The organism is Ralstonia psammae (assembly GCF_958405935.1).
Classification (GTDB): domain Bacteria; phylum Pseudomonadota; class Gammaproteobacteria; order Burkholderiales; family Burkholderiaceae; genus Ralstonia; species Ralstonia psammae.
Genome location: NZ_CATZBU010000001.1, coordinates 354575 through 373702, shown reverse-complemented (window position 1 = coordinate 373702; position 19128 = coordinate 354575). Strand labels below are relative to the sequence as shown.

General features: G+C 64.5%; 18 protein-coding genes. All 18 read left to right on the top strand.

Going from position 1 to position 19128, the window contains the following annotated elements:
- Position 1 precedes the first annotated feature (1 nt).
- Positions 2–439: an HIT family protein gene (locus R2N16_RS01780; protein ID WP_316663832.1), complete on the top strand. Its 438-nt coding sequence runs from the start codon at positions 2–4 to the stop codon at positions 437–439.
- 105 nt (positions 440–544) lie between these two features.
- Positions 545–2389, top strand: a complete 1845-nt coding sequence (locus R2N16_RS01775; protein ID WP_316663830.1) for an ABC transporter ATP-binding protein/permease — start codon at positions 545–547, stop codon at positions 2387–2389.
- Between the two features lie 33 nt (positions 2390–2422).
- Positions 2423–2839, top strand: coding sequence for a gamma-butyrobetaine hydroxylase family protein (locus R2N16_RS01770; RefSeq protein WP_316663828.1), 417 nt, complete (start codon positions 2423–2425; stop codon positions 2837–2839).
- A 52-nt stretch (positions 2840–2891) separates the two neighbouring features.
- Entirely contained in the window at positions 2892–3623 is a 732-nt protein-coding gene (gene ubiE / locus R2N16_RS01765) for a bifunctional demethylmenaquinone methyltransferase/2-methoxy-6-polyprenyl-1,4-benzoquinol methylase UbiE (RefSeq protein WP_316663827.1), read from the top strand.
- Between the two features lie 127 nt (positions 3624–3750).
- The gene (locus R2N16_RS01760) at positions 3751–4800 is read left to right on the top strand and encodes a Tim44 domain-containing protein (protein ID WP_316663826.1); all 1050 of its coding nucleotides are present in this window, start codon (positions 3751–3753) and stop codon (positions 4798–4800) included.
- A 146-nt stretch (positions 4801–4946) separates the two neighbouring features.
- A complete protein-coding gene (locus R2N16_RS01755; protein ID WP_316663825.1) occupies positions 4947–5603 on the top strand; it encodes a ubiquinone biosynthesis accessory factor UbiJ in 657 nt (218 codons plus the stop codon).
- The gene (gene ubiB, locus R2N16_RS01750; RefSeq protein ID WP_316663823.1) at positions 5600–7177 is read left to right on the top strand and encodes a ubiquinone biosynthesis regulatory protein kinase UbiB; all 1578 of its coding nucleotides are present in this window, start codon (positions 5600–5602) and stop codon (positions 7175–7177) included. Before R2N16_RS01755 ends, ubiB begins: the two co-directional genes overlap by 4 nt.
- 24 nt (positions 7178–7201) lie before the next feature.
- Entirely contained in the window at positions 7202–7831 is a 630-nt protein-coding gene (locus R2N16_RS01745) for a class I SAM-dependent methyltransferase (RefSeq protein WP_316663822.1), read from the top strand.
- A 232-nt stretch (positions 7832–8063) separates the two neighbouring features.
- Complete coding sequence (locus R2N16_RS01740) at positions 8064–9503, top strand: high affinity choline transporter 1 (protein WP_316663818.1); 1440 nt, start codon at positions 8064–8066, stop codon at positions 9501–9503.
- A 245-nt stretch (positions 9504–9748) separates the two neighbouring features.
- Positions 9749–10090 carry an FmdB family zinc ribbon protein gene (locus R2N16_RS01735; RefSeq protein ID WP_316663816.1) on the top strand — a complete coding sequence of 114 codons (342 nt, stop codon included), beginning with the start codon at positions 9749–9751 and terminating at the stop codon, positions 10088–10090.
- A 31-nt stretch (positions 10091–10121) separates the two neighbouring features.
- Positions 10122–10859: a DUF502 domain-containing protein gene (locus R2N16_RS01730; protein WP_316663815.1), complete on the top strand. Its 738-nt coding sequence runs from the start codon at positions 10122–10124 to the stop codon at positions 10857–10859.
- A gap of 98 nt (positions 10860–10957) precedes the next feature.
- Complete coding sequence (gene aspS, locus R2N16_RS01725; RefSeq protein WP_316663814.1) at positions 10958–12784, top strand: aspartate--tRNA ligase; 1827 nt, start codon at positions 10958–10960, stop codon at positions 12782–12784.
- A 152-nt stretch (positions 12785–12936) separates the two neighbouring features.
- Positions 12937–13797 carry a hypothetical protein gene (locus tag R2N16_RS01720; protein ID WP_316663812.1) on the top strand — a complete coding sequence of 287 codons (861 nt, stop codon included), beginning with the start codon at positions 12937–12939 and terminating at the stop codon, positions 13795–13797.
- A gap of 117 nt (positions 13798–13914) precedes the next feature.
- Positions 13915–14400 carry a dihydroneopterin triphosphate diphosphatase gene (nudB, locus tag R2N16_RS01715; protein WP_316663811.1) on the top strand — a complete coding sequence of 162 codons (486 nt, stop codon included), beginning with the start codon at positions 13915–13917 and terminating at the stop codon, positions 14398–14400.
- Between the two features lies 1 nt (position 14401).
- On the top strand, positions 14402–15148 hold the full coding sequence (locus R2N16_RS01710; RefSeq protein WP_316663810.1) for an endonuclease/exonuclease/phosphatase family protein: 747 nt from the start codon (positions 14402–14404) through the stop codon (positions 15146–15148).
- Entirely contained in the window at positions 15145–16413 is a 1269-nt protein-coding gene (clsB, locus tag R2N16_RS01705) for a cardiolipin synthase ClsB (RefSeq protein WP_316663809.1), read from the top strand. The genes R2N16_RS01710 and clsB overlap by 4 nt, the downstream gene beginning before the upstream one ends.
- A 40-nt stretch (positions 16414–16453) precedes the next feature.
- Complete coding sequence (locus tag R2N16_RS01700; protein ID WP_316663807.1) at positions 16454–18118, top strand: acyl CoA:acetate/3-ketoacid CoA transferase; 1665 nt, start codon at positions 16454–16456, stop codon at positions 18116–18118.
- A 404-nt stretch (positions 18119–18522) separates the two neighbouring features.
- Positions 18523–19113 (top strand): TetR/AcrR family transcriptional regulator, encoded by a 591-nt coding sequence (locus R2N16_RS01695; protein ID WP_021196492.1) that lies wholly within the window; start codon positions 18523–18525, stop codon positions 19111–19113.
- The last annotated feature ends 15 nt before the right edge of the window (positions 19114–19128 follow it).

Here is a 19128-nt window from a genome sequence, read left to right as displayed (position 1 = left end):
GATGACCGAGCGGACGCCCGGCTGCGCGCTGTGCGAGGCGGACGGCGGCGAGCCCATCTGGCGCAATGCCAAGGCGCGCGTGGTGCTGGTCGAGCACGCGCGCTTTCCGGGCTTCTGCCGCGTCATCTGGAACGACCATGTGGCCGAGCAGACCGACTTGTCCGATGCCGATCGTCACTGGCTGATGGAAGTCGTTACCCATGTTGAGCGCGTGCTGCGCGCCGAGCTGGCGCCGGACAAGATCAACCTCGCCAGCTTCGGCAATTTCGTGCCGCATCTGCACTGGCACGTCATCCCGCGCTATCGGTGGGACACGCATTTTCCAGAAGCCGTGTGGGGCCCCGAGCAGCGCGCGCCCGATACCGCGCGCATGGCCGAGATCACGGCCAAGTTGCCGGCACTGTCGTACGCACTCCAAGCGGCGCTCGCTGACGCTTGAGCCCGGTCGGCGGTAACGCCTGGTAACGCATCGCCACGTCCTGCGTGGAACCCCAGTGGTGCGCAGGACGTCAGATTTTCTTTCTGTCGCGCCAAAGCCCTCGCCATGACGACACCGCGCACCGCCGCTACGCCCGATTCCCACAAGGATTCCATCTCCGAGTTGACCGTTCACCATGGGCGGCTGAATCTCTCGGAGACTTGGCAACTGATTCGTCCGTACTGGTTTTCGGAAGATCGCCACAAAGCCTGGGGGCTGCTTGCCCTGGTGATCGGCCTGAACCTGTTCCTTGTGTTCATGAACGTGCTGTTCACCGATTGGAACCGGCTTTTCTACAACGCGCTCGAGCAGAAAAACTACGGCGAGTTCTGGGCGCAGTTGCTGCGTTTTTCATGGATTGCCGCGCTGCTGATCATCGGTTCGATCATGCGGCTGTACTACTCGATGATGCTGCAGATGCGCTGGCGGACGTGGATTACCGGCAGCTTCCTCGACGACTGGCTCAGCAAGCAGGCGTTCTATCGACTGGAACAAACGCACAGCGCCGACAACCCCGACCAACGGATCGCCGACGACCTGCGCACCTTCACCGATGCGACGCTTACCTTGGCGCTGGGCTTCCTGAATTCGGCTGTGACGCTGGTGTCGTTCTTCGGCATCCTGTGGGCGGTGTCGGGGCCGCTGGCGTTCAGCCTGGGCGGCCACGACTTCGTGATTCCCGGCTACATGGTGTGGTTTGCGCTCCTGTACTCGATCGTGGGCTCGGTCCTCATCCACTTCGTGGGGCGGCCGCTGATCGGGCTCTCGTTCCAGCAGGAACGTTATGAGGCGTACTTCCGTTTCCTGCTCGTGCGCGTTCGCGAGAACAGCGAGAGCATCGCGCTGTATCGCGGCGAGCCGACCGAGAAAGCCATGCTGCGCGGCCGTTTCGAGCGCATCCGCACCAACTGGAACCAGTTGATGGACTACACGCGGCGCCTGACCTTCGCCAGCTCCGGCTATGCGCAGTTCGCCATCATCTTTCCGTTTCTGGTGTCGGCGCCGCGCTACTTTGGCGGCACGCTCACGCTGGGCGGGATGATGCAGGTCGCCACGGCCTTCGGGCAGGTGCAGGATGCGATGTCGTGGTTTGTCACCAACTACCGCACGCTGGTCACGTGGAAAGCCTCTACCAACCGTCTGATCGAATTCCAGCGCGCCATCCGCGCCGCCGAGCGTGAAGAGGAGCACCGCGCCGGCGTGCGCGATGTCGAGGTCGAAACGGCCGCCGTGCCCGCCATCCAAGCGCGCGGTCTCGCCCTGAACCTCCCGAACCGCAACCCCGAAGACTTGCTGGTCGAACCCTTCGACATGACGCTCGCGCGCGGTGAACGCGTGCTCGTCAACGGCCCGTCGGGCTGCGGCAAAAGCACGCTGGTACGTGCCGTGGCCGGCATCTGGCCGTACGGCAGGGGCCGCATCGAGGTGCCCGACGATGCCCGCGTGCTGTTCCTGCCGCAGCGCAGCTATCTGCCGTTGGGCACCCTGGCCGATGCGCTGTCATATCCGGATTTGGCCACCCAGTACTCCGCTGAGCGGCTGACCCAGGTGCTGATCGCGTGCCGGTTGCCGGCACTGGTCGACATGTTGGACGAGGTGAGCAACTGGAGCTTGCGTCTGTCTCCCGGCGAGCAGCAGCGCCTGGCGTTCGCACGTGCGTTGCTGCAGCGCCCCGATTACCTCTTCCTTGACGAGGCCACCAGCGCACTTGACGAAGACACCGAGGCGTTCATGTACAGCCTGATGCTCGAATGGATGCCTGATGTGACCATCGTCAGCGTGGCCCACCGCAGCACCGTGGCACGATTCCACCATCGGCGCCTGCGCTACATCCCCGAGGGCGATCCGTTGACTGCGGTAAGCTATCGGGTGGTGGAAGAGCCTGCGCACATGGCGCTGGCAGCTTCCTGAAACACAGTTCTTAGACTCCACGAGACGTTTTTCATGGCCGGACTTTCCGCCGATACCCCGCACCCGACCGGCATCACCGTGCACACGCAATCGCGCGTGCTGGAAATCGCCTTTGCCGATGGCAAGCAGTTCAGCCTGCCGTTCGAATACCTGCGCGTGCTGTCGCCGTCGGCCGAAGTGCAGGGGCATGGGCCCGGCCAGGAAGTGCTGCAGACCGGCAAGCGCGAGGTGGGCATCGTCGGCGTCGAGCCGGTGGGCAATTACGCGATCCGGCCGCTGTTCTCCGACGGCCATGATTCCGGCATCTTCGATTGGGCGTATCTGTACCGCCTCGGCATTGAGCACGACGCGCTGTGGCAGGCGTATCTCGATCGTCTGACCGCCGCCGGTGTCGACCGTGACGCCCCGATGGCGGCGAACGCCGGCCACGCCTGCGGCCACAGCCACTGATTCCCGATTCACTTCGCAGCGCCTGTGCGCTGCCTCCGTATTCCTTTTTGTCATGAGCCAAACCCACTTCGGATTCCAGCAGGTCGATGAGCAGGAGAAGGCCGGCAAGGTCGCCGGCGTGTTCCATTCCGTCGCCAGCAAGTACGACGTGATGAACGACCTGATGTCTGGCGGCCTGCACCGCGTGTGGAAGATGTTCACCATCGCCCAGGCAGCGGTGCGCCCGGGCTACAAGGTGCTCGATATTGCCGGCGGCACGGGTGATCTGGCCAAGGCCTTCGCGCGCCAGGCTGGTCCGACCGGCGAGGTGTGGCTGACCGACATCAACGAGTCGATGCTGCGCGTCGGCCGTGACCGCCTGCTCGATGCCGGCGTGCTCACGCCCACCGCGCTGTGCGACGCCGAGCACATTCCCTTTCCGAATGCTTACTTCGACGTGGTGACAGTGGCGTTTGGCTTGCGCAACATGACGCACAAGGATCGCGCGCTCGCTGAAATGCGCCGCGTGGTGAAGCCAGGGGGCAAGGTCATGGTGCTGGAGTTCTCCAAGGTATGGCAACCGCTGGAGAAGGCCTACGACGTGTACTCGTTCAAGGTGCTGCCGTGGTTGGGCAGCAAAGTGGCGGGCGACCCAGAGAGCTACCGCTACCTGGCCGAGTCCATCCGCATGCACCCGGATCAGGAAACGCTCAAGCATATGATGGAACAGGCCGGATTGGACTCGGTCGAATACTTCAATCTGACAGCGGGTGTCGTGGCCCTGCACGTTGGCCGTCGCCTCTAAGTGTTTCCGTTGTTCCACCGGATGGGCGATGTAGCGCGTTGCGACGATATGCCACGATCCTTCACATTGAATTTCGGCATTGACGTCTTCATCTAATGGCGTCACTGCCATTGGAGAGAAGACAGCGATGAGTTTGCATTGGGGTGGAAAATTGATGGCGGGCGCGCTGGTCGCGACGCTCGCACTGGGCACGGCGATGGATGCCAACGCCAAGCGCATGGGCGGCAGCCGCAGCATCGGCAAGCAGTCGTCCACCGTGACGCAACGCCAACAGACGCCGCCGGCCACAACGCCGTCGCCGACACAGCAGGCCGCACCGGCCGCACAACCTTCACCGGCTGCACCGGCTCCGGCCGCACCGGCCGCAAAGCCCGGACGTAACTGGGGCGGCATGCTGGGCGGCTTGGCTGCCGGTCTGGGCCTCGGTTATCTGCTGTCGAAGTTCGGTCTGGGCGCGGGCCTCGCCTCGGTGCTGTCGAACCTGATCCTGATCGCGCTCGTCGCATTCGTGGTGATGTGGATCATCCGCAAGGTGCGCGGCAGCCGTCCGCAAGGTCCGGCCTACGCTACGGGTGGCCCGTCGCTGGGCGGTGACCGTGAACCGTACGTGCCGCAACCTGCCGCACCTGCCCCGCAGGCTTCCGCTCCGGCAGCAGCAGCACTGAACGCCGGCAACACGTCGGGTCTGGGCGCTGGCGCGGCAACCGCTGCGCAGTCGTGGAACCTGGGTGGCCCGGACGCCTCGAGCGCGCAAGCCGTCAACGCACAACCTGCTGCCGCCGCACCGCAGCAGCCGTGGGGCGTGCCGGCCGATTTCGACACGCAAGCCTTCCTGCGCAACGCCAAGGTCTACTTCATCCGCCTGCAGGCGGCTTGGGACGCGGGCAATCTCAACGACATCCGCGAGTTCACCACGCCGGAGATGTTTGCCGAGATCAAAATGGACCTGGCCGACCGCGGCACTTCGCCCAACAAGACCGACGTAGTCTCGGTCGAAGCGGAAATGCTCGGCATCGAAACGCAGGCTGCCGAGTACCTCGCGAGCGTGCGTTTCTCGGGCATGATCCGCGAAGAAGCGAACGCGCCCGCACAGCCGTTTGCCGAGGTGTGGAACCTGACCAAGCCGACGCAGGGTGCGGGTGGCTGGGTGTTGGCGGGTATTCAGCAATTGCAGTGATGCTGTAGCAACTTGAAGCGGCGCAAAACGGCCGTTTCAACATTCCCCGTAAAATAGGGCCCGACCGTTTGGTTCGGGCCTTTTTTATCGCCCGCCGCCAGCTCGCTTTTTGCTGCTTTCTTGCTGTTTTTGCGCACCATCACCGCATGTCTTCGACAGCCACTTCGTCTCCATTTCCGCTTGTGCTGATGCAGCCGCTGCTGCTCGCGCTCAACCACCTGCTGCGCCAGGAGCCCTGGGCGCAGGAGACGCTGCGGCCGTTCGCGGGCCGCGTGGCGCGCTTTGACCTGGCGCCCATGTCGATGACGTTGCAGGTGGATGCCGCCGGCCTGGTGACGGCCCCCCAGCCTGAAGTGGAACCGGCCGTGACGGTTGTCGTGCCGCTCGTGGCCGCTGCCAGCGATTACGCTACAGGCGGGCAGGCCGCCGTGCTCAAGCACGTGCGCATCGAGGGCGAGGCAGAATTCGCCAACGTGCTGTCGACGCTGCTGCGCAACCTGCGCTGGGATGCGGCGGAAGATCTCTCGCGCGTGTTTGGCGACGTGATCGCGCAGCGCATGGTGAGCGGCGCCCAGTTCGCCCGCACCGAAGCCACGCGCGTCAGCCGTTCGCTGGCGGAATCGGTGGCGTCGTACCTGACCGATGAGCAACCTACGCTCGTGCGCCATGCACGCCTTGCGCAGTTCGCCGCCGATGTGGCTGCACTGCGTGATGCCGAAGCGCGTCTGGCCAAGCGGCTGGAGCGGCTCGAAAAGCCCCCGCGACCGGCCACCCGGACCGCACGTCAGGGTGAATCGGCATGACGCGTTTCTTCCGGTTGGGCAAGATCGTTTTCGTCATCCTGTATTACGGGCTGGATCAGCTCGCGTTGTCAGGTTTCAAGAGCCGCCGCATTCGCGCGCTGGTCTGGGTGCTGACGCTGGGTCGCAAGCCGAAGCTCCCGCGCGGCGAGCGCCTGCGCCGGGCGCTTGAGCAGTTGGGGCCCATCTTCGTGAAGTTTGGGCAGGTCCTGTCGACGCGGCGCGATCTGCTGCCGCCCGATGTTGCCGACGAACTGGCCAAGCTGCAGGATCGCGTGCCGCCGTTTGACCCGAAGTTGGCGGCGGCCATCGTGGAGAAATCGCTCGGCAAGCCGCTGTCGGCGCTGTTCCATCGTTTCGATCATCACCCGGTGGCGAGCGCGTCGATTGCGCAGGTGCATTTCGCCACGCTGCGCGGGGGCCCGGACGACGGCCGAGAGGTGGCGGTGAAGGTTCTGCGCCCGGGCATGCTGCCCGTCATCGACAGCGACCTCGCGCTCATGCGAGACCTCGCTACGTGGATGGAAAAGCTGTGGGCCGACGCTAAGCGCCTGAAGCCACGCGAGGTGGTCGCCGAGTTTGACAAGTACCTGCACGACGAGCTAGACCTGATGCGTGAGGCGGCCAACGCCAGCCAGTTGCGCCGCAATTTTGCCAAGTCGGATCTGTTGCTCGTGCCCGAGGTGTTCTGGGATTGGTGCACGTCTGAAGTGTTCGTGATGGAGCGCATGCACGGCATGCGGATCTCGCACACCGAAGAGCTGCGCGCCGCCGGCGTCGACATGCATAAACTCGCACGCGACGGCGTAGAGATCTTCTTCACGCAGGTTTTCCGCGACGGTTTTTTCCACGCCGACATGCACCCCGGCAACATCCTCGTGAGCGTGGCACCTGAGACGCTGGGCCGCTATATCGCGCTGGATTTCGGCATCGTTGGGGCGCTGTCGGAGTTCGACAAGAACTACCTCGCGCAGAACTTCCTGGCTTTTTTCCAGCGCGACTACCACCGCGTGGCGGTGCTGCACATCGAGTCAGGCTGGGCGCCGGAAGAGACGCGCGTGGAAGAGCTGGAAGGCGCCATCCGCGCGTGCTGCGAGCCCTATTTCGATCGGCCGCTGGGTGAGATCTCGCTGGGCCTGGTGCTGATGCGGCTGTTCCAGACCTCGCGCCGCTTCAACGTGGAGGTACAGCCGCAACTCGTGCTGCTGCAGAAGACCCTGCTCAACGTGGAAGGCCTGGGCCGCCAGCTCGATCCGGATCTGGACCTCTGGAAGACGGCCAAGCCCTTTCTCGAACGCTGGATGCACGAGCAGATCGGCTGGCGCGGTTTTGTCGAGCGTCTGAAGGTCGAAGGGCCGCAATGGGCAAATAAGTTGCCGGACCTCCCACGCCTGGTGCACCAGATTCTGGATCGCCACGCCCGCGAGGACGGCAATGCGCAGACCGCGGCGCTTACCGCGTTGCTTGCCGAGCAAAAGCGCACGAACCGACTCTTGTCCGCCGCTCTGCTGTTCGTCGGTGGCTTTGCGGTCGGCATTGTCGCGACGCATGTGCTGGCCTGGATGGCCCGCCACTGATCCGCTGTTCATCTTCCGAACGCCATGGCTCAACCGCCTGTCTTCCAATCCCGTGACGCCGCCGATCCCGCCTTCTGGGACGAGCGGTTCAGCCGCGAGCACACCCCGTGGGATGCGGCCGGTGTGCCCGCCGCGTTCCGGCAATTTTGCGAAGCGCAGCCTGCGCCGCTTTCCACGCTGATTCCCGGTTGCGGCAACGCCTACGAGGCCGGCTGGCTGGCCGAGCATGGCTGGCCGGTCACGGCCATCGACTTTGCGCCGAGTGCCGTGGCGTCGGCGAAGGCCGTGTTGGGCCCGCACGCCGACGTGGTGGAGTTGGCGGATTTTTTCCGTTTTTCGCCGCCGCGCCCGCTGCAATGGATCTACGAACGCGCCTTCCTGTGCGCCATGCCGCGTCGCCTGTGGCCCGACTACGCCGCACAGGTGGCGAAACTGCTGCCCCCGGGCGGGTTGCTCGCAGGCTTCTTTGCCGTGGTGGAGGGCCGGGAGCCGGTGCCCAAGGGGCCGCCGTTCGAGACCACGCAACCCGAACTGGATGCGCTGCTGTCGCCGGCTTTCGAGCGCATGAGCGACATGCCCATCGCCGAGGCCGAATCGATACCGGTGTTTGCCGGGCGTGAGCACTGGCAAGTCTGGCGCCGCCGGGCCGATTGAAACATCATTCGCGGCCAGTGTTGGTGCGAAGCAACATTGGGCGTGGTCAAGAAAAAGCCTGCCGACGCCCGTTGCGGGCCGTCGCCTAAAAATATGGCAAACAGGGCGGCATTCGTGGTCGCACCGATGCCCCGGCGCGCGGTCCCATCGCTATAATCCGGCCACTTTGCCCGGCGCCCCTGGGCCCAAAGCCGGGCCGCCATGGGGATTTCCAGCTTCTTTCCGCGCTGCCATGCTGATCTGGTTTGTCATTGTTTACTGGGTGATTTCGGTCGGGATCGGCCTGTGGGCTGCTCTGCGCGTGCGCAATACCGCCGATTTCGCCGTGGCTGGCCGCAGCCTGCCGTTCTACGTCGTGACGGCCACGGTGTTCGCCACCTGGTTCGGCTCCGAGGCGGTGCTCGGGATCCCCGCGGAATTCCTCAAGGATGGCCTGCACGGTGTGGTGGCCGATCCGTTCGGTTCGTCGCTGTGCTTGATCTTGGTGGGTCTGTTCTTCGCCAGGCCGCTGTACCGGATGAACCTGCTCACCATTGGTGACTTCTATCGCAACCGCTTTGGCCGCGTGGCCGAAACGCTGACCACCCTGTGCATCGTCGTGTCGTACCTGGGCTGGGTAGCAGCGCAGATCAAGGCATTGGGCCTGGTGTTCTACACCGTGTCTGACGGCGCGGTTTCGCAAGACCTCGGGATGATGATCGGCGCGGGCAGCGTACTCGTCTACACGCTGTTTGGCGGCATGTGGTCGGTGGCGGTGACGGACTTCATCCAGATGATCATCATCGTGATCGGCATGCTGTACATCGGCTGGGAAGTGTCGGGCCAGGCCGGTGGTGTGGGCACGGTGGTGGCGCACGCGGCGGCTTCGGGCAAATTCTCGTTTTGGCCGGCGTTCAACCCGATCGAGATCATCGGCTTTGTGACGGCGTGGATCACCATGATGCTCGGCTCGATTCCGCAGCAGGACGTGTTCCAGCGCGTGACGTCATCGCGCACCGAGCGCATTGCCGGGACAGCGTCGGTGCTGGGTGGCGTGCTCTACTTCATGTTTGCGTTCGTGCCGATGTTCCTGGCGTATTCCGCCACGCTCATCGACCCCGAGATGGTCGCGAAGTACATCAATACCGATTCGCAGATGATCTTGCCGAACCTGGTGCTGCAGCATGCGCCGATCTTCGCGCAGGTGATGTTCTTCGGCGCGCTGCTGTCGGCCATCAAGAGCTGCGCGAGCGCGACGCTGCTGGCGCCGTCTGTGACGTTTGCCGAAAATGTGCTGCGCCCGCTGTTGCCGAACATGGACGACAAGCGCTTCCTGCGTGTGATGCAGGCGGTGGTGCTGACTTTCACTGTCCTGGTGACGCTGTTTGCGCTGAACTCGCATCTGTCGATCTTCCACATGGTGGAGAGCGCCTACAAGGTGACGCTGGTGGCCGCGTTCGTGCCGCTGGCCTTCGGCCTGTTCTGGAAGCGCGCGACAAAGCAGGGCGGTCTGCTGGCCATCGTCCTTGGCCTCGGGGCATGGATCTGGTGTGAAGTGTTCCTGCCGGATGCGATGCTTCCGCCACAGTTGGTTGGCCTCCTGGCCAGCTTTGGCGCGATGGTCCTCGGCTCGCTCGGACCGCAGTGGATCGCGAACCGCGCGCCGACCACCAAGGCTGCCACGCAAGCCTGAGCGTCTCGTCGCGGGCGTGCGCGGTGTGCCACTTTCTCGGGTGCTGCCATCGCCCGCTCCGAATCTGCGGTCGGGAATTCCCCTAAAAGGGTTTATAATTCAAGGCTTTGCGCGCCCGCACTTGTATGGCGCGCGGCTGCCCCAATCTTTCGCGAGCCTGTGCGTATTTCTCGCACCGCGTTCGCGGCATGCGCGGGCAATCCAATTGCTTTCTTGTCATTTGTTTGTTCCAGGGTGAGGACACCATGCCGATCTATGCTTATCGATGCGACGCCTGCGGCCACGCCAAAGATGTGCTGCAGAAGATGAGCGACGCACCGCTGACGGATTGCCCCGCGTGCGGCGCGCCGGCGTTCAAGAAGCAGCTCACCGCTGCCGGTTTCCAGCTCAAGGGTTCGGGCTGGTACGTGACGGACTTCCGCGGTGGCTCGGGCGGTGCATCCGCTGCGGCGCCCGCAACCGGTACGGCGGCGGCCACGACGGAGGCCGCCGCGGCCGCGCCGGCTGCGTCGTCGGACGCCGCATCGTCCAGTGCCAGCACGCCGGCTGCGTCCGGTGGTTGCGGCACGTCGTGCGCTTGCCACTGATCGCATCGCTTACCTTTCGGCCCATCGCTCCATGAAACAGAAAACCAGCGCACTCAAGACATGGTTCCTGACCGGTCTTCTGGTGCTTGTCCCGCTTGCGATCACGCTGTGGGTGCTGTCGCTTGTCATCGGCACGATGGACCAGAGCCTGGCGCTGCTGCCGTCAGCGTGGCAGCCGGATCAACTGTTTGGCAGGCGCATTCCCGGCGTGGGCGCCATTCTCACGCTGGCGTTCATCCTGATCGTGGGCGTGCTGGCGCACAACTTCATCGGCCAGAAGCTGGTGCTGTGGTGGGAAGCGCTTGTGGGCCGCATTCCGGTGGTCGGGCCAATCTATTCGAGCGTGAAGCAGGTATCGGACACGCTGCTGTCGTCTAGCGGCAATGCGTTCCGCAAGGCGCTGCTGGTGCAGTACCCGCGCCAAGGCTCGTGGACGATCGCCTTCCTGACCGGTCGCCCAGGCGGTGATGTCGAGAACCACCTGCAGGGCGAGTACGTCAGCGTGTACGTGCCGACCACGCCCAATCCGACGTCGGGCTTCTTCCTCATGATGCCCAAGGCCGACACCATCGAGCTGGACATGACGGTGGATGCGGCGCTCAAGTACATCGTGTCGATGGGGGTGGTGGCGCCTGAAGCGCTGCCGCGCCGCATGGACCCGCCCGATGCCTCGCCACTTACGGAGGACCGGTCGCCGGCTCAAGGGCCGCGCGACCCCTCGAATCCGACCGCGCTGCCTGCAGAGGGCGGCGCCATCGCGGCACCCTGAGCTGGCGGCACGAACGAAGTCAAATCGACGCCGGCCCCCACCGATCAACTTTCACGCGCGACGCATTCTTGGCGACGCGCTTCGCGGAAAACCACAACATGCAAATGCGTACTCAATACTGCGGTCAGGTCACCGAACAACTGCTCGGCCAGAGCGTCACGCTGTCGGGCTGGGCCCATCGTCGTCGTGACCACGGTGGCGTGATCTTCATCGACCTGCGCGACCGTGAAGGCCTCGTGCAGGTCGTGTGCGACCCGGACCGCCCCGAGATGTTCAAGGTGGCCGAAGGTGTGCGCAACGAGTTCTGCCTGCAGGTGAAGGGCGTTGTGCGCGCCCGCCCGGAAGGCACCACCAACGCCAACCTGACCAGCGGCAAGGTTGAAGTGCTGTGCCACGAGCTGACGGTGCTCAACGCCTCGGTCACGCCGCCGTTCCAGCTGGACGACGACAACCTGTCGGAAACCACGCGCCTGACGCACCGCGTGCTGGATCTGCGCCGCCCGCAGATGCAATACAACCTGCGCCTGCGCTACAAGGTGGCGATGGAAGTGCGCAAGTACCTGGACGAAAAGGGCTTCATCGACATCGAAACGCCGATGCTGACCAAGAGCACGCCGGAAGGCGCGCGCGACTACCTCGTGCCCTCGCGTGTGAACGCCGGCCAGTTCTTCGCGCTGCCGCAATCGCCGCAGCTCTTCAAGCAGATGCTGATGGTGTCGGGCTTCGACCGCTACTACCAGATCACCAAGTGCTTCCGCGATGAAGACCTGCGTGCTGACCGCCAGCCCGAATTCACCCAGATCGACTGCGAAACGTCGTTCCTGACCGAACAGGAGATCCGCGACCTGTTTGAAGAGATGATCCGCACGGTGTTCAAGAACACCATGTCGGTGGAGCTGGATGCCAAGTTCCCGGTGATGGAGTTCCGCGAGGCGATGGCACGTTTCGGTTCGGACAAGCCGGACCTGCGCGTCAAGCTGGAATTCACCGAGTTGACCGACGCCATGAAGGACGTCGACTTCAAGGTGTTCTCGGGCCCGGCCAACGCTGAAGGCGGCCGTGTCGTGGCACTGCGGGTGCCGGGCGGTGCTTCCCTGTCGCGTGGCGATATCGACGCGTACACCAAGTTCGTCGAGATCTACGGCGCAAAGGGCCTGGCCTGGATCAAGGTCAACGAAGGGGCCAAGGGTCGCGACGGCCTGCAATCGCCGATCGTGAAGAACCTGCACGACGCGGCCATTGCCGAGATCCTCAAGCGCAGTGGCGCACAAGATGGCGACATCCTGTTCTTCGGCGCCGACCGCGCCAAGGTCGTCAACGATGCGATGGGTGCGCTGCGCCTGAAGGTCGGCCATTCGGACTTCGCCAAGAGCGCCGGCCTGTTCGAAGACGCCTGGAAGCCGCTGTGGGTGATCGACTTCCCGATGTTCGAGTACGACGAGGACGACGCGCGCTGGGTGGCCATGCACCACCCCTTCACGAGCCCGAAGGACGAGCACCTGGAATACCTGGAAACCGATCCGGGCAAGTGCATCGCCAAGGCTTACGACATGGTGCTCAACGGCTGGGAAATCGGCGGCGGTTCGGTGCGGATCTACCGTGAAGAAGTGCAGAGCAAGGTGTTCCGCGCGCTGAAGATCAACGATGAGGAAGCGCGTGCCAAGTTCGGCTTCCTGCTGGATGCACTGCAGTACGGTGCGCCTCCGCACGGTGGTATCGCGTTCGGTCTGGACCGCGTGGTCACGATGATGGCCGGTGCGGATTCGATCCGGGACGTGATCGCCTTCCCGAAGACGCAGCGTGCGCAGGACCTGCTCACGCAGGCACCGAGCCCGGTCGACGAAAAGCAATTGCGCGAGCTGCACATCCGCCTGCGTGCCGCTGAGGCCAAGGTTGCTGCTCCGACGGCTGCAACCACCGCTTAAGCGCTCGCGCTGACGCTGCCCAACCAACCGCGCCGCCTGACAAGGACGGCGCGGTTTGTTTTTTTTGGGGGGGCAGCAATCGGGAACATTGCGTGCTAAACCGACTCATTCGTTTCTGTCACGTTGGGTGACAACGAAGGAGGGTTGTTCAGATGGACTACATTGACTTTGCGCGCACATGGATCGTCGCTCACGCCGAGTTCCTGCTCACTTGGCTGATCGCCGCGCTGGTGGTGACGCTGGTGGCCGGGATCGAAATCCGCCGTGCCACGCGGCGTGCCGCCATGGCCATGACCGAGGCCGTGGCCACCACGGTTGCGGCTTGCGTGCCCGAAATTGCGGCAGCGGCGCAGAGCGCACATCCGGGTGTGCCCGCTTCGGCGGCGTCTCCGGGTTTGGTCGAGGCGATGCGCGCGCTCTGTCACCTCTCGGCGGAACGGATGCACTGGTTGCACGCGGTCGCCAACCTGCGTCTGCCAGAGACGGCGTTGCCGCCGGCCGCACCGGGCATGCCCGTGCATCCGCTCGTCTACGACACACCGCGCCCGCTGGCCGAAGCTCACTTGGCGGCAGAGCACTGCTTTGCCGACCGCGCGCGCGCTTTGCTGGCCGAACGCCGCGCCTTGCAAGCACTTGAAACCGCTGAGCGTGAGGGCACCAGCGAGCTGCATCGCATCGAGCGCGAAACCTCGGCCATCGTTGAGCGCTTCGACCAGGCCAACGCGCAATCGGAGCAGACCGATGTGCAGCGCTTCCTCATCCAGAAATTCAACACGCTCGGCAACCGCGAGCGCGAGTTGACCGCGCAGCTTGCTGCGCTGCGCCAACAACTCGGCGAGCGTACGGAAGCATTGTGGGCGCAATCGCAGCGCGCAGCCGACGACTATGCCGCGATGCTCGATCCGCTGCTTGCCGTGGCCCGCCGCGAGCTTGGCCACGAGACGGCGACGGATGAGACGGCGCTGTGGCTGGCCCGCACGCGCACCGGTCAGGGGCCGCTGCGCGCTGCCTGATTGCTGCCGCGGCATGGCAGCACGCTGAACGTCACGATGGCACGCTTCTGGCTGCGGTAAGCTATCGCCTTGCAGCGCACTCGCGCTGCCTACCGAAGCACGCAGCAACCCGCACCCATGCCGCACAAGATTCCCGTCTCCGTTCTCGTCGTCATTCACACGCCAGATCTGCATGTGTTGGTGATGGAGCGGGCAGATCATCCGGGCTTCTGGCAATCCGTGACGGGCAGTTGCGACGCGCTCGATGAGCCCCTGGCCGATACGGCCCGCCGGGAGGCGCTGGAAGAAACCGGCATCGACGCAGCCCAGCATCATCTGATCGACTGGGGCCATCACATCGAATACGAGATCTACCCGCGCTGGCGGCACCGTTACGCACCGGGCGTCACGCGCAATACCGAGCATTGGTTCGGCCTGCTGGTGAGCGGCAAGGTGCCGGTTCGGATGTCGCCGCGTGAGCATGTGCAGGCCGAATGGTTGCCCTACCAGGATGCCGCCGCGCGCTGCTTCTCACGCAGCAACGCCGAGGCCATCCTGCAGTTGCCCGAACGCCTTGCTGCCTATCGCGCGCGTCAAGCGGCACTGACAAAGGACCAGGCCTGACATGCTGCGTTTGCGCGTCGCCACCTACAACATCCACAAAGGCGTGACGGGCATTGCGCGTCGCGTGCGCGTGCATGATGTGCGCCAGGGCCTGCACACCATGGACGCCGATATCGTCTTCCTCCAAGAGGTGCAGGACCGCAACGATCGCCTGGTCGCCGCCGAGCTGTTCGACCCGAACTACACGCAATTGCGCTATCTGGCGACCGACGTCTATCCGCACACGGTCTATGGCCGCAACGCCGTGTACGACCACGGGCATCACGGCAACGCCATCCTGTCGCGGTTTCCGATCCTGCTGTCGGAAAACCTCGATATCTCCGACCACCGGTTCGAGCAGCGCGGCCTGCTGCACGCCGTGACCGATCTCGGGTTCGGTGAAGTGCATCTGCTGTGCGCGCACTTCGGCCTGTTTGCACGTAGCCGGCAGCGGCAGGCGGACGCGCTCATTGATCGCGTGCGTTCGGTCGTGCCAGCGGACGCGCCGCTCGTGGTGGCGGGTGATTTCAACGATTGGAACAACCGGCTCGATCGCATGATTTGCCAAGCGCTGGGTGCGACCGAAGTGGCCGATAAGGCCGCCAATGCGCGCCCGGTGCGTACCTTCCCCAGCCACATGCCGTGGTTGAGGCTGGACCGCATCTACGTGCGCGGTTTCGACATCGAACGTGCGCATGCGCTGACCGGCCGCGAGTGGGCGCAGCGCTCCGATCACGTGCCCCTGCTGGCTGAACTGGCACATCCATGAGGGTCGTGCGCGATGCCGGTCCGCTGCGCTCTGAGTGGCGGCGGGGTAAGCCCTTGCCGGGTAACGACGTCGACCTGCTGTGCGGCGGTGCCGAGTTTTTCCCGGCACTGATCGAAGCCATCGACGCCGCGCAACGCCGGGTCGCGCTCGAAACCTACATCTACACCGACGACGCCACCGCCCACAGCGTGACCGAAGCGCTCGCCCGCGCGGCACGCCGCGGCGTGGATGTCCACCTGACCATCGACGGCTTCGGCACCGGCCTGCTGCCTGCCAGCATCGCCGCGATGCTCGAAGCGGCGGGCGTGATCTTGCGCATCTATCGTCCGGTGCGCGGTTTCCGCCTGCAACGTCGCCACCTGCGAAGGCTGCATCGCAAGATCGCCGTCATCGATGACGACGTGGCGTTCGTGGGCGGCATCAATATCATCGACGACCTGAACCACGCGCCATTTCACGACGCTGCGCTGGGGCCACGTTACGACTTTGCCGTGCGGGTGCGCGGGCCGCTGGTCGCGCAGGTTGCGCTGACCGTCGACCGGCTCTGGTGGCAGATGGGCGTGCGTGCCGGTGTGCGTGAGGTGGGCGTAACGGGCGTTGCCGCCGAGTTTCCCGTGATGACGGATACGCCGCGGCCACGGCATCCCGGTGCATCCGGGCGAGAAAGCGCGCGCGCGCCGGGTACCGTGTTGGCTTCGCTGGTGCTGCGTGACAACGTCCGTAACCGCCGTGCGATCGAACGCGAATATCTGCGCGCGCTGGGCGCGGCGCGGCACGAAGTGATCATCGCCAACGCGTACTTCCTGCCGGGCGTGCGTTTCATGCGCGCACTGGCGGCATGCCGACGGCGCGGTGTGCGCGTGCGCCTGTTGCTGCAGGGGCAGGTCGAATACCGGTTGCAACACTACGCGACGCGCTCGCTGTACCACATGCTGCTGCGCGACGACGTCGAGATCCACGAATACACCGCCAGCTTCCTGCACGCCAAGGTCGCCGTGGTGGACGGCCGCTGGGCCACGGTCGGCTCCAGCAACATCGACCCGTTCAGCCTGCTGCTGGCACGCGAAGCCAACGTAGTCGCGTGGGATGCGACCGTGGCCAACGAACTGCATGCCGCACTCGAAGACGCCATCGACCGTCACGCATGCCGCGTTCTGGCCGATGCGCATGCCGCGCGCCGGTGGTGGTGGCGCCTGGCGGATTGGTGCGCCTACCGGCTCGTGCGCCTTGGCGTCGTCATCAGCGGGCGCGCAGCGCAGTATTAGCGGTACAGACATCCAGAAAACACAACAAGACGGAGGAGACATGCAAGTCATCACAGCCGATGAGGCCGCGCGGTTGGTGCAGCCGGGGTGGACGGTCGCATGCGCCGGGTTTGTCGGCGCGGGCCATGCCGAGGCCGTCACGCATGCGCTGGAGCGCCGCTTTCTGGCCACCGGCGAGCCGCGCGATCTCACGCTGGTCTACTCCGCAGGACAGGGCGATCGTGCCACGCGGGGCGTCAACCACTTCGGCAACCCCGGGATGACGCGCTGTGTGGTCGGTGGCCATTGGCGCTCTGCCACGCGGCTCGCGGACATGGCGCTTGCCGAGCAGTGCGACGCATTCAACCTGCCGCAGGGCGTGCTCACCCATCTGTACCGCGCTATCGCGGGCGGCAAGCCGGGCGTATTGACCAAGATGGGGCTGCACACCTTCGTCGACCCACGCACGGAGCTTGACGCGCGTTACCACGGCGGCGCCATCAACGCCCGCGCCAAGGCGGCGCGTGCCGCAGGCACGGCCTCGTGGGTCGAGTACGAGCACTTTCGTGGCGAAGACTATCTCTTCTACCCAAGCTTCCCGCTGCACTGTGTCTTCCTGCGCGGCACGGCCGCCGACCCACGCGGCAACATCAGCACGCATGAAGAAGCCTTTCACCACGAACTGCTAGCCATGGCGCAAGCCGCGCGCAACTCGGGCGGCATCGTCATCGCGCAGGTGCGTCGGCTCGTTGATCGGCATGACAACCTGCAGGCGATCCACGTGCCGGGCATCCTCGTCGATTACGTGGTCGTTGCTGACGATGAAGCCGAACATCAGATGACCTTCGGCGAGGCGTTCAACCCCACCTATATCCGCCCATGGCAAGGCGAGGCGATCCAATTGAAGGAAGACGCCGTCGAAGCGAGTGAGGCGCTGGAGATCAGCGGGCACGGCGCGCTCGACGCCCGCACGCTGGTGCAACGCCGCGCCGTGCTGGAACTGATGGCACAGCAACCGCGCGTCGTGAACCTGGGCGTGGGCATGCCCGCCGCCGTCGGGGCCCTGGCTGAACAGGAGGGCGCGCGAGGCTTCACCCTCACCGTGGAGGCCGGCCCCATCGGCGGCACGCCGGCAGATGGCCTCAGCTTCGGTGCCTCCGCCTATCCTGAAGCCGTGGTTGATCAGCCCGCGCAGTTCGACTTCTACGAAGGCGGTGGCATCGATCTCGCCATCCTCGGTCTGGCAGAACTGGACGGCGCGGGCAACGTCAACGTCAGCCTGTTCGGTGAAGGCGGCGACACCATCGTCGCAGGCGTCGGTGGCTTCATCAACATCACGCAGAGCGCACGCTCGATCGTGTTCATGGGCACGCTCACTGCAGGTGGCCTGCAGGTCGAAGCCGAAGACGGCAAGCTGCGCATCGTGCGCGAAGGACGTCTTAAGAAGATCGTGCCGGCCGTGTCGCACCTCACCTTCAACGGTGAGTATGCGGCGCGATCGGGCATTCCCGTGCGCTATGTGACCGAGCGCGCCGTTTTCGAGATGCGTGACGATGGCCATGGCACCCGGCGCCTCACGCTCACCGAAATTGCCCCTGGCATCGATCTGCAGCGTGATGTCCTGGACCAGTGTTCCGCAGAGGTTGCCGTGGCAGCCGACCTGCGTGAAATGGACGCGCGCATCTTTCGCCGTGGTGCCATGTGTGCGGGCATCACGCCGGTCTGATTTTCGGGCTGTTTATTTACTGATGGGTAGCACTAGAAAATCCATCCGCTATGCTGCGCCGCACGCGTTTTATGGGTGCGGCGCACACCCTGCAAAGCCTTTTATTTAAAGGGTTTGCCGGATTCTCGCTGCACCGCGAAAGGTGGCGATTCCGTGTCGCCATTTAGATGCCGCTTTCTAATAAAACACTTGCCGCTCCAAGGGCCCCTGTAAATAATTGAACGACCGTTCGATTTTGGGCTAGAGTGTTTGCGCAGGCTGGTTTACAGTCCTGCCCGGCACGCGAAAGGCGCCCTGCAACAAGCCAATTTTCTCGCGTGTCACGCCCCAGAAAAGAACGGAGAGAAATCATCATGCGTCACCCGACCGCTCGTCTCGAATCGAATCACGCAGCAACCACGCCGATGCGCAAGGGCGAGTTGACGCGTGCAGCGATTCTCGATGCCGCGCTGGAACTGGCCTCGCGCGACGGACTGGAAGGATTGACGATCGGTGTGCTCGCGGAGCGCATGCAGATGAGCAAGAGCGGGGTGTTCGCGCACTTCGGCTCGCGTGAGGATCTGCAGGTGGAAGTGGTTCGCGAGTATCACAAACGGTTCGAGCAGGAAGTCTTCTACCCGAGCTTGACGGAACCGCGCGGTCTGCCGCGCCTGTGGAGCATGGTGCGACGCTGGATGGAGCGCCGCATTCAGGAAGTGACCACAGGCTGCATCTATATCAGCGGCGCGGTGGAGTACGACGATCGTGCCGAAAGCCCGGTGCGCGACGAACTCGTCAAGAGCGTGACGATCTGGCGTGCAGCACTGGCCCGCGCGATCGCACAGGCAAAGGAAGAAGGCCACCTGCGTGCAGAAGCGGACCCGCAATTGATGCTCTTCGAGATGTACAGCCTGGAGCTGGGTCTGCATCACGATGCGCGTTTCCTGCGGTTGCCGAACAGCGCCGAGCTGGCCATGGTGGCGCTTAATAAACTCATTCAGTCTTACCGAACCTGACGCGGCCGTCGCACA

Bases quoted from the DNA above. Each gene is read 5' to 3' on its own strand.
- clsB (WP_316663809.1), top strand. From the start codon at position 15,145: ATGAGGGTCGTGCGCGATGCCGGTCCGCTGCGCTCTGAGTGGCGGCGG.
- R2N16_RS01755 (WP_316663825.1), top strand. From the start codon at position 4,947: ATGTCTTCGACAGCCACTTCGTCTCCATTTCCGCTTGTGCTGATGCAG.
- R2N16_RS01740 (WP_316663818.1), top strand. From the start codon at position 8,064: ATGCTGATCTGGTTTGTCATTGTTTACTGGGTGATTTCGGTCGGGATC.
- R2N16_RS01775 (WP_316663830.1), top strand. From the start codon at position 545: ATGACGACACCGCGCACCGCCGCTACGCCCGATTCCCACAAGGATTCC.
- R2N16_RS01700 (WP_316663807.1), top strand. From the start codon at position 16,454: ATGCAAGTCATCACAGCCGATGAGGCCGCGCGGTTGGTGCAGCCGGGG.
- aspS (WP_316663814.1), top strand. From the start codon at position 10,958: ATGCAAATGCGTACTCAATACTGCGGTCAGGTCACCGAACAACTGCTC.
- R2N16_RS01780 (WP_316663832.1), top strand. From the start codon at position 2: ATGACCGAGCGGACGCCCGGCTGCGCGCTGTGCGAGGCGGACGGCGGC.
- nudB (WP_316663811.1), top strand. From the start codon at position 13,915: ATGCCGCACAAGATTCCCGTCTCCGTTCTCGTCGTCATTCACACGCCA.
- ubiB (WP_316663823.1), top strand. From the start codon at position 5,600: ATGACGCGTTTCTTCCGGTTGGGCAAGATCGTTTTCGTCATCCTGTAT.
- R2N16_RS01710 (WP_316663810.1), top strand. From the start codon at position 14,402: ATGCTGCGTTTGCGCGTCGCCACCTACAACATCCACAAAGGCGTGACG.
- R2N16_RS01720 (WP_316663812.1), top strand. From the start codon at position 12,937: ATGGACTACATTGACTTTGCGCGCACATGGATCGTCGCTCACGCCGAG.
- R2N16_RS01735 (WP_316663816.1), top strand. From the start codon at position 9,749: ATGCCGATCTATGCTTATCGATGCGACGCCTGCGGCCACGCCAAAGAT.
- R2N16_RS01695 (WP_021196492.1), top strand. From the start codon at position 18,523: ATGCGCAAGGGCGAGTTGACGCGTGCAGCGATTCTCGATGCCGCGCTG.
- R2N16_RS01745 (WP_316663822.1), top strand. From the start codon at position 7,202: ATGGCTCAACCGCCTGTCTTCCAATCCCGTGACGCCGCCGATCCCGCC.
- ubiE (WP_316663827.1), top strand. From the start codon at position 2,892: ATGAGCCAAACCCACTTCGGATTCCAGCAGGTCGATGAGCAGGAGAAG.
- R2N16_RS01770 (WP_316663828.1), top strand. From the start codon at position 2,423: ATGGCCGGACTTTCCGCCGATACCCCGCACCCGACCGGCATCACCGTG.
- R2N16_RS01760 (WP_316663826.1), top strand. From the start codon at position 3,751: ATGAGTTTGCATTGGGGTGGAAAATTGATGGCGGGCGCGCTGGTCGCG.
- R2N16_RS01730 (WP_316663815.1), top strand. From the start codon at position 10,122: ATGAAACAGAAAACCAGCGCACTCAAGACATGGTTCCTGACCGGTCTT.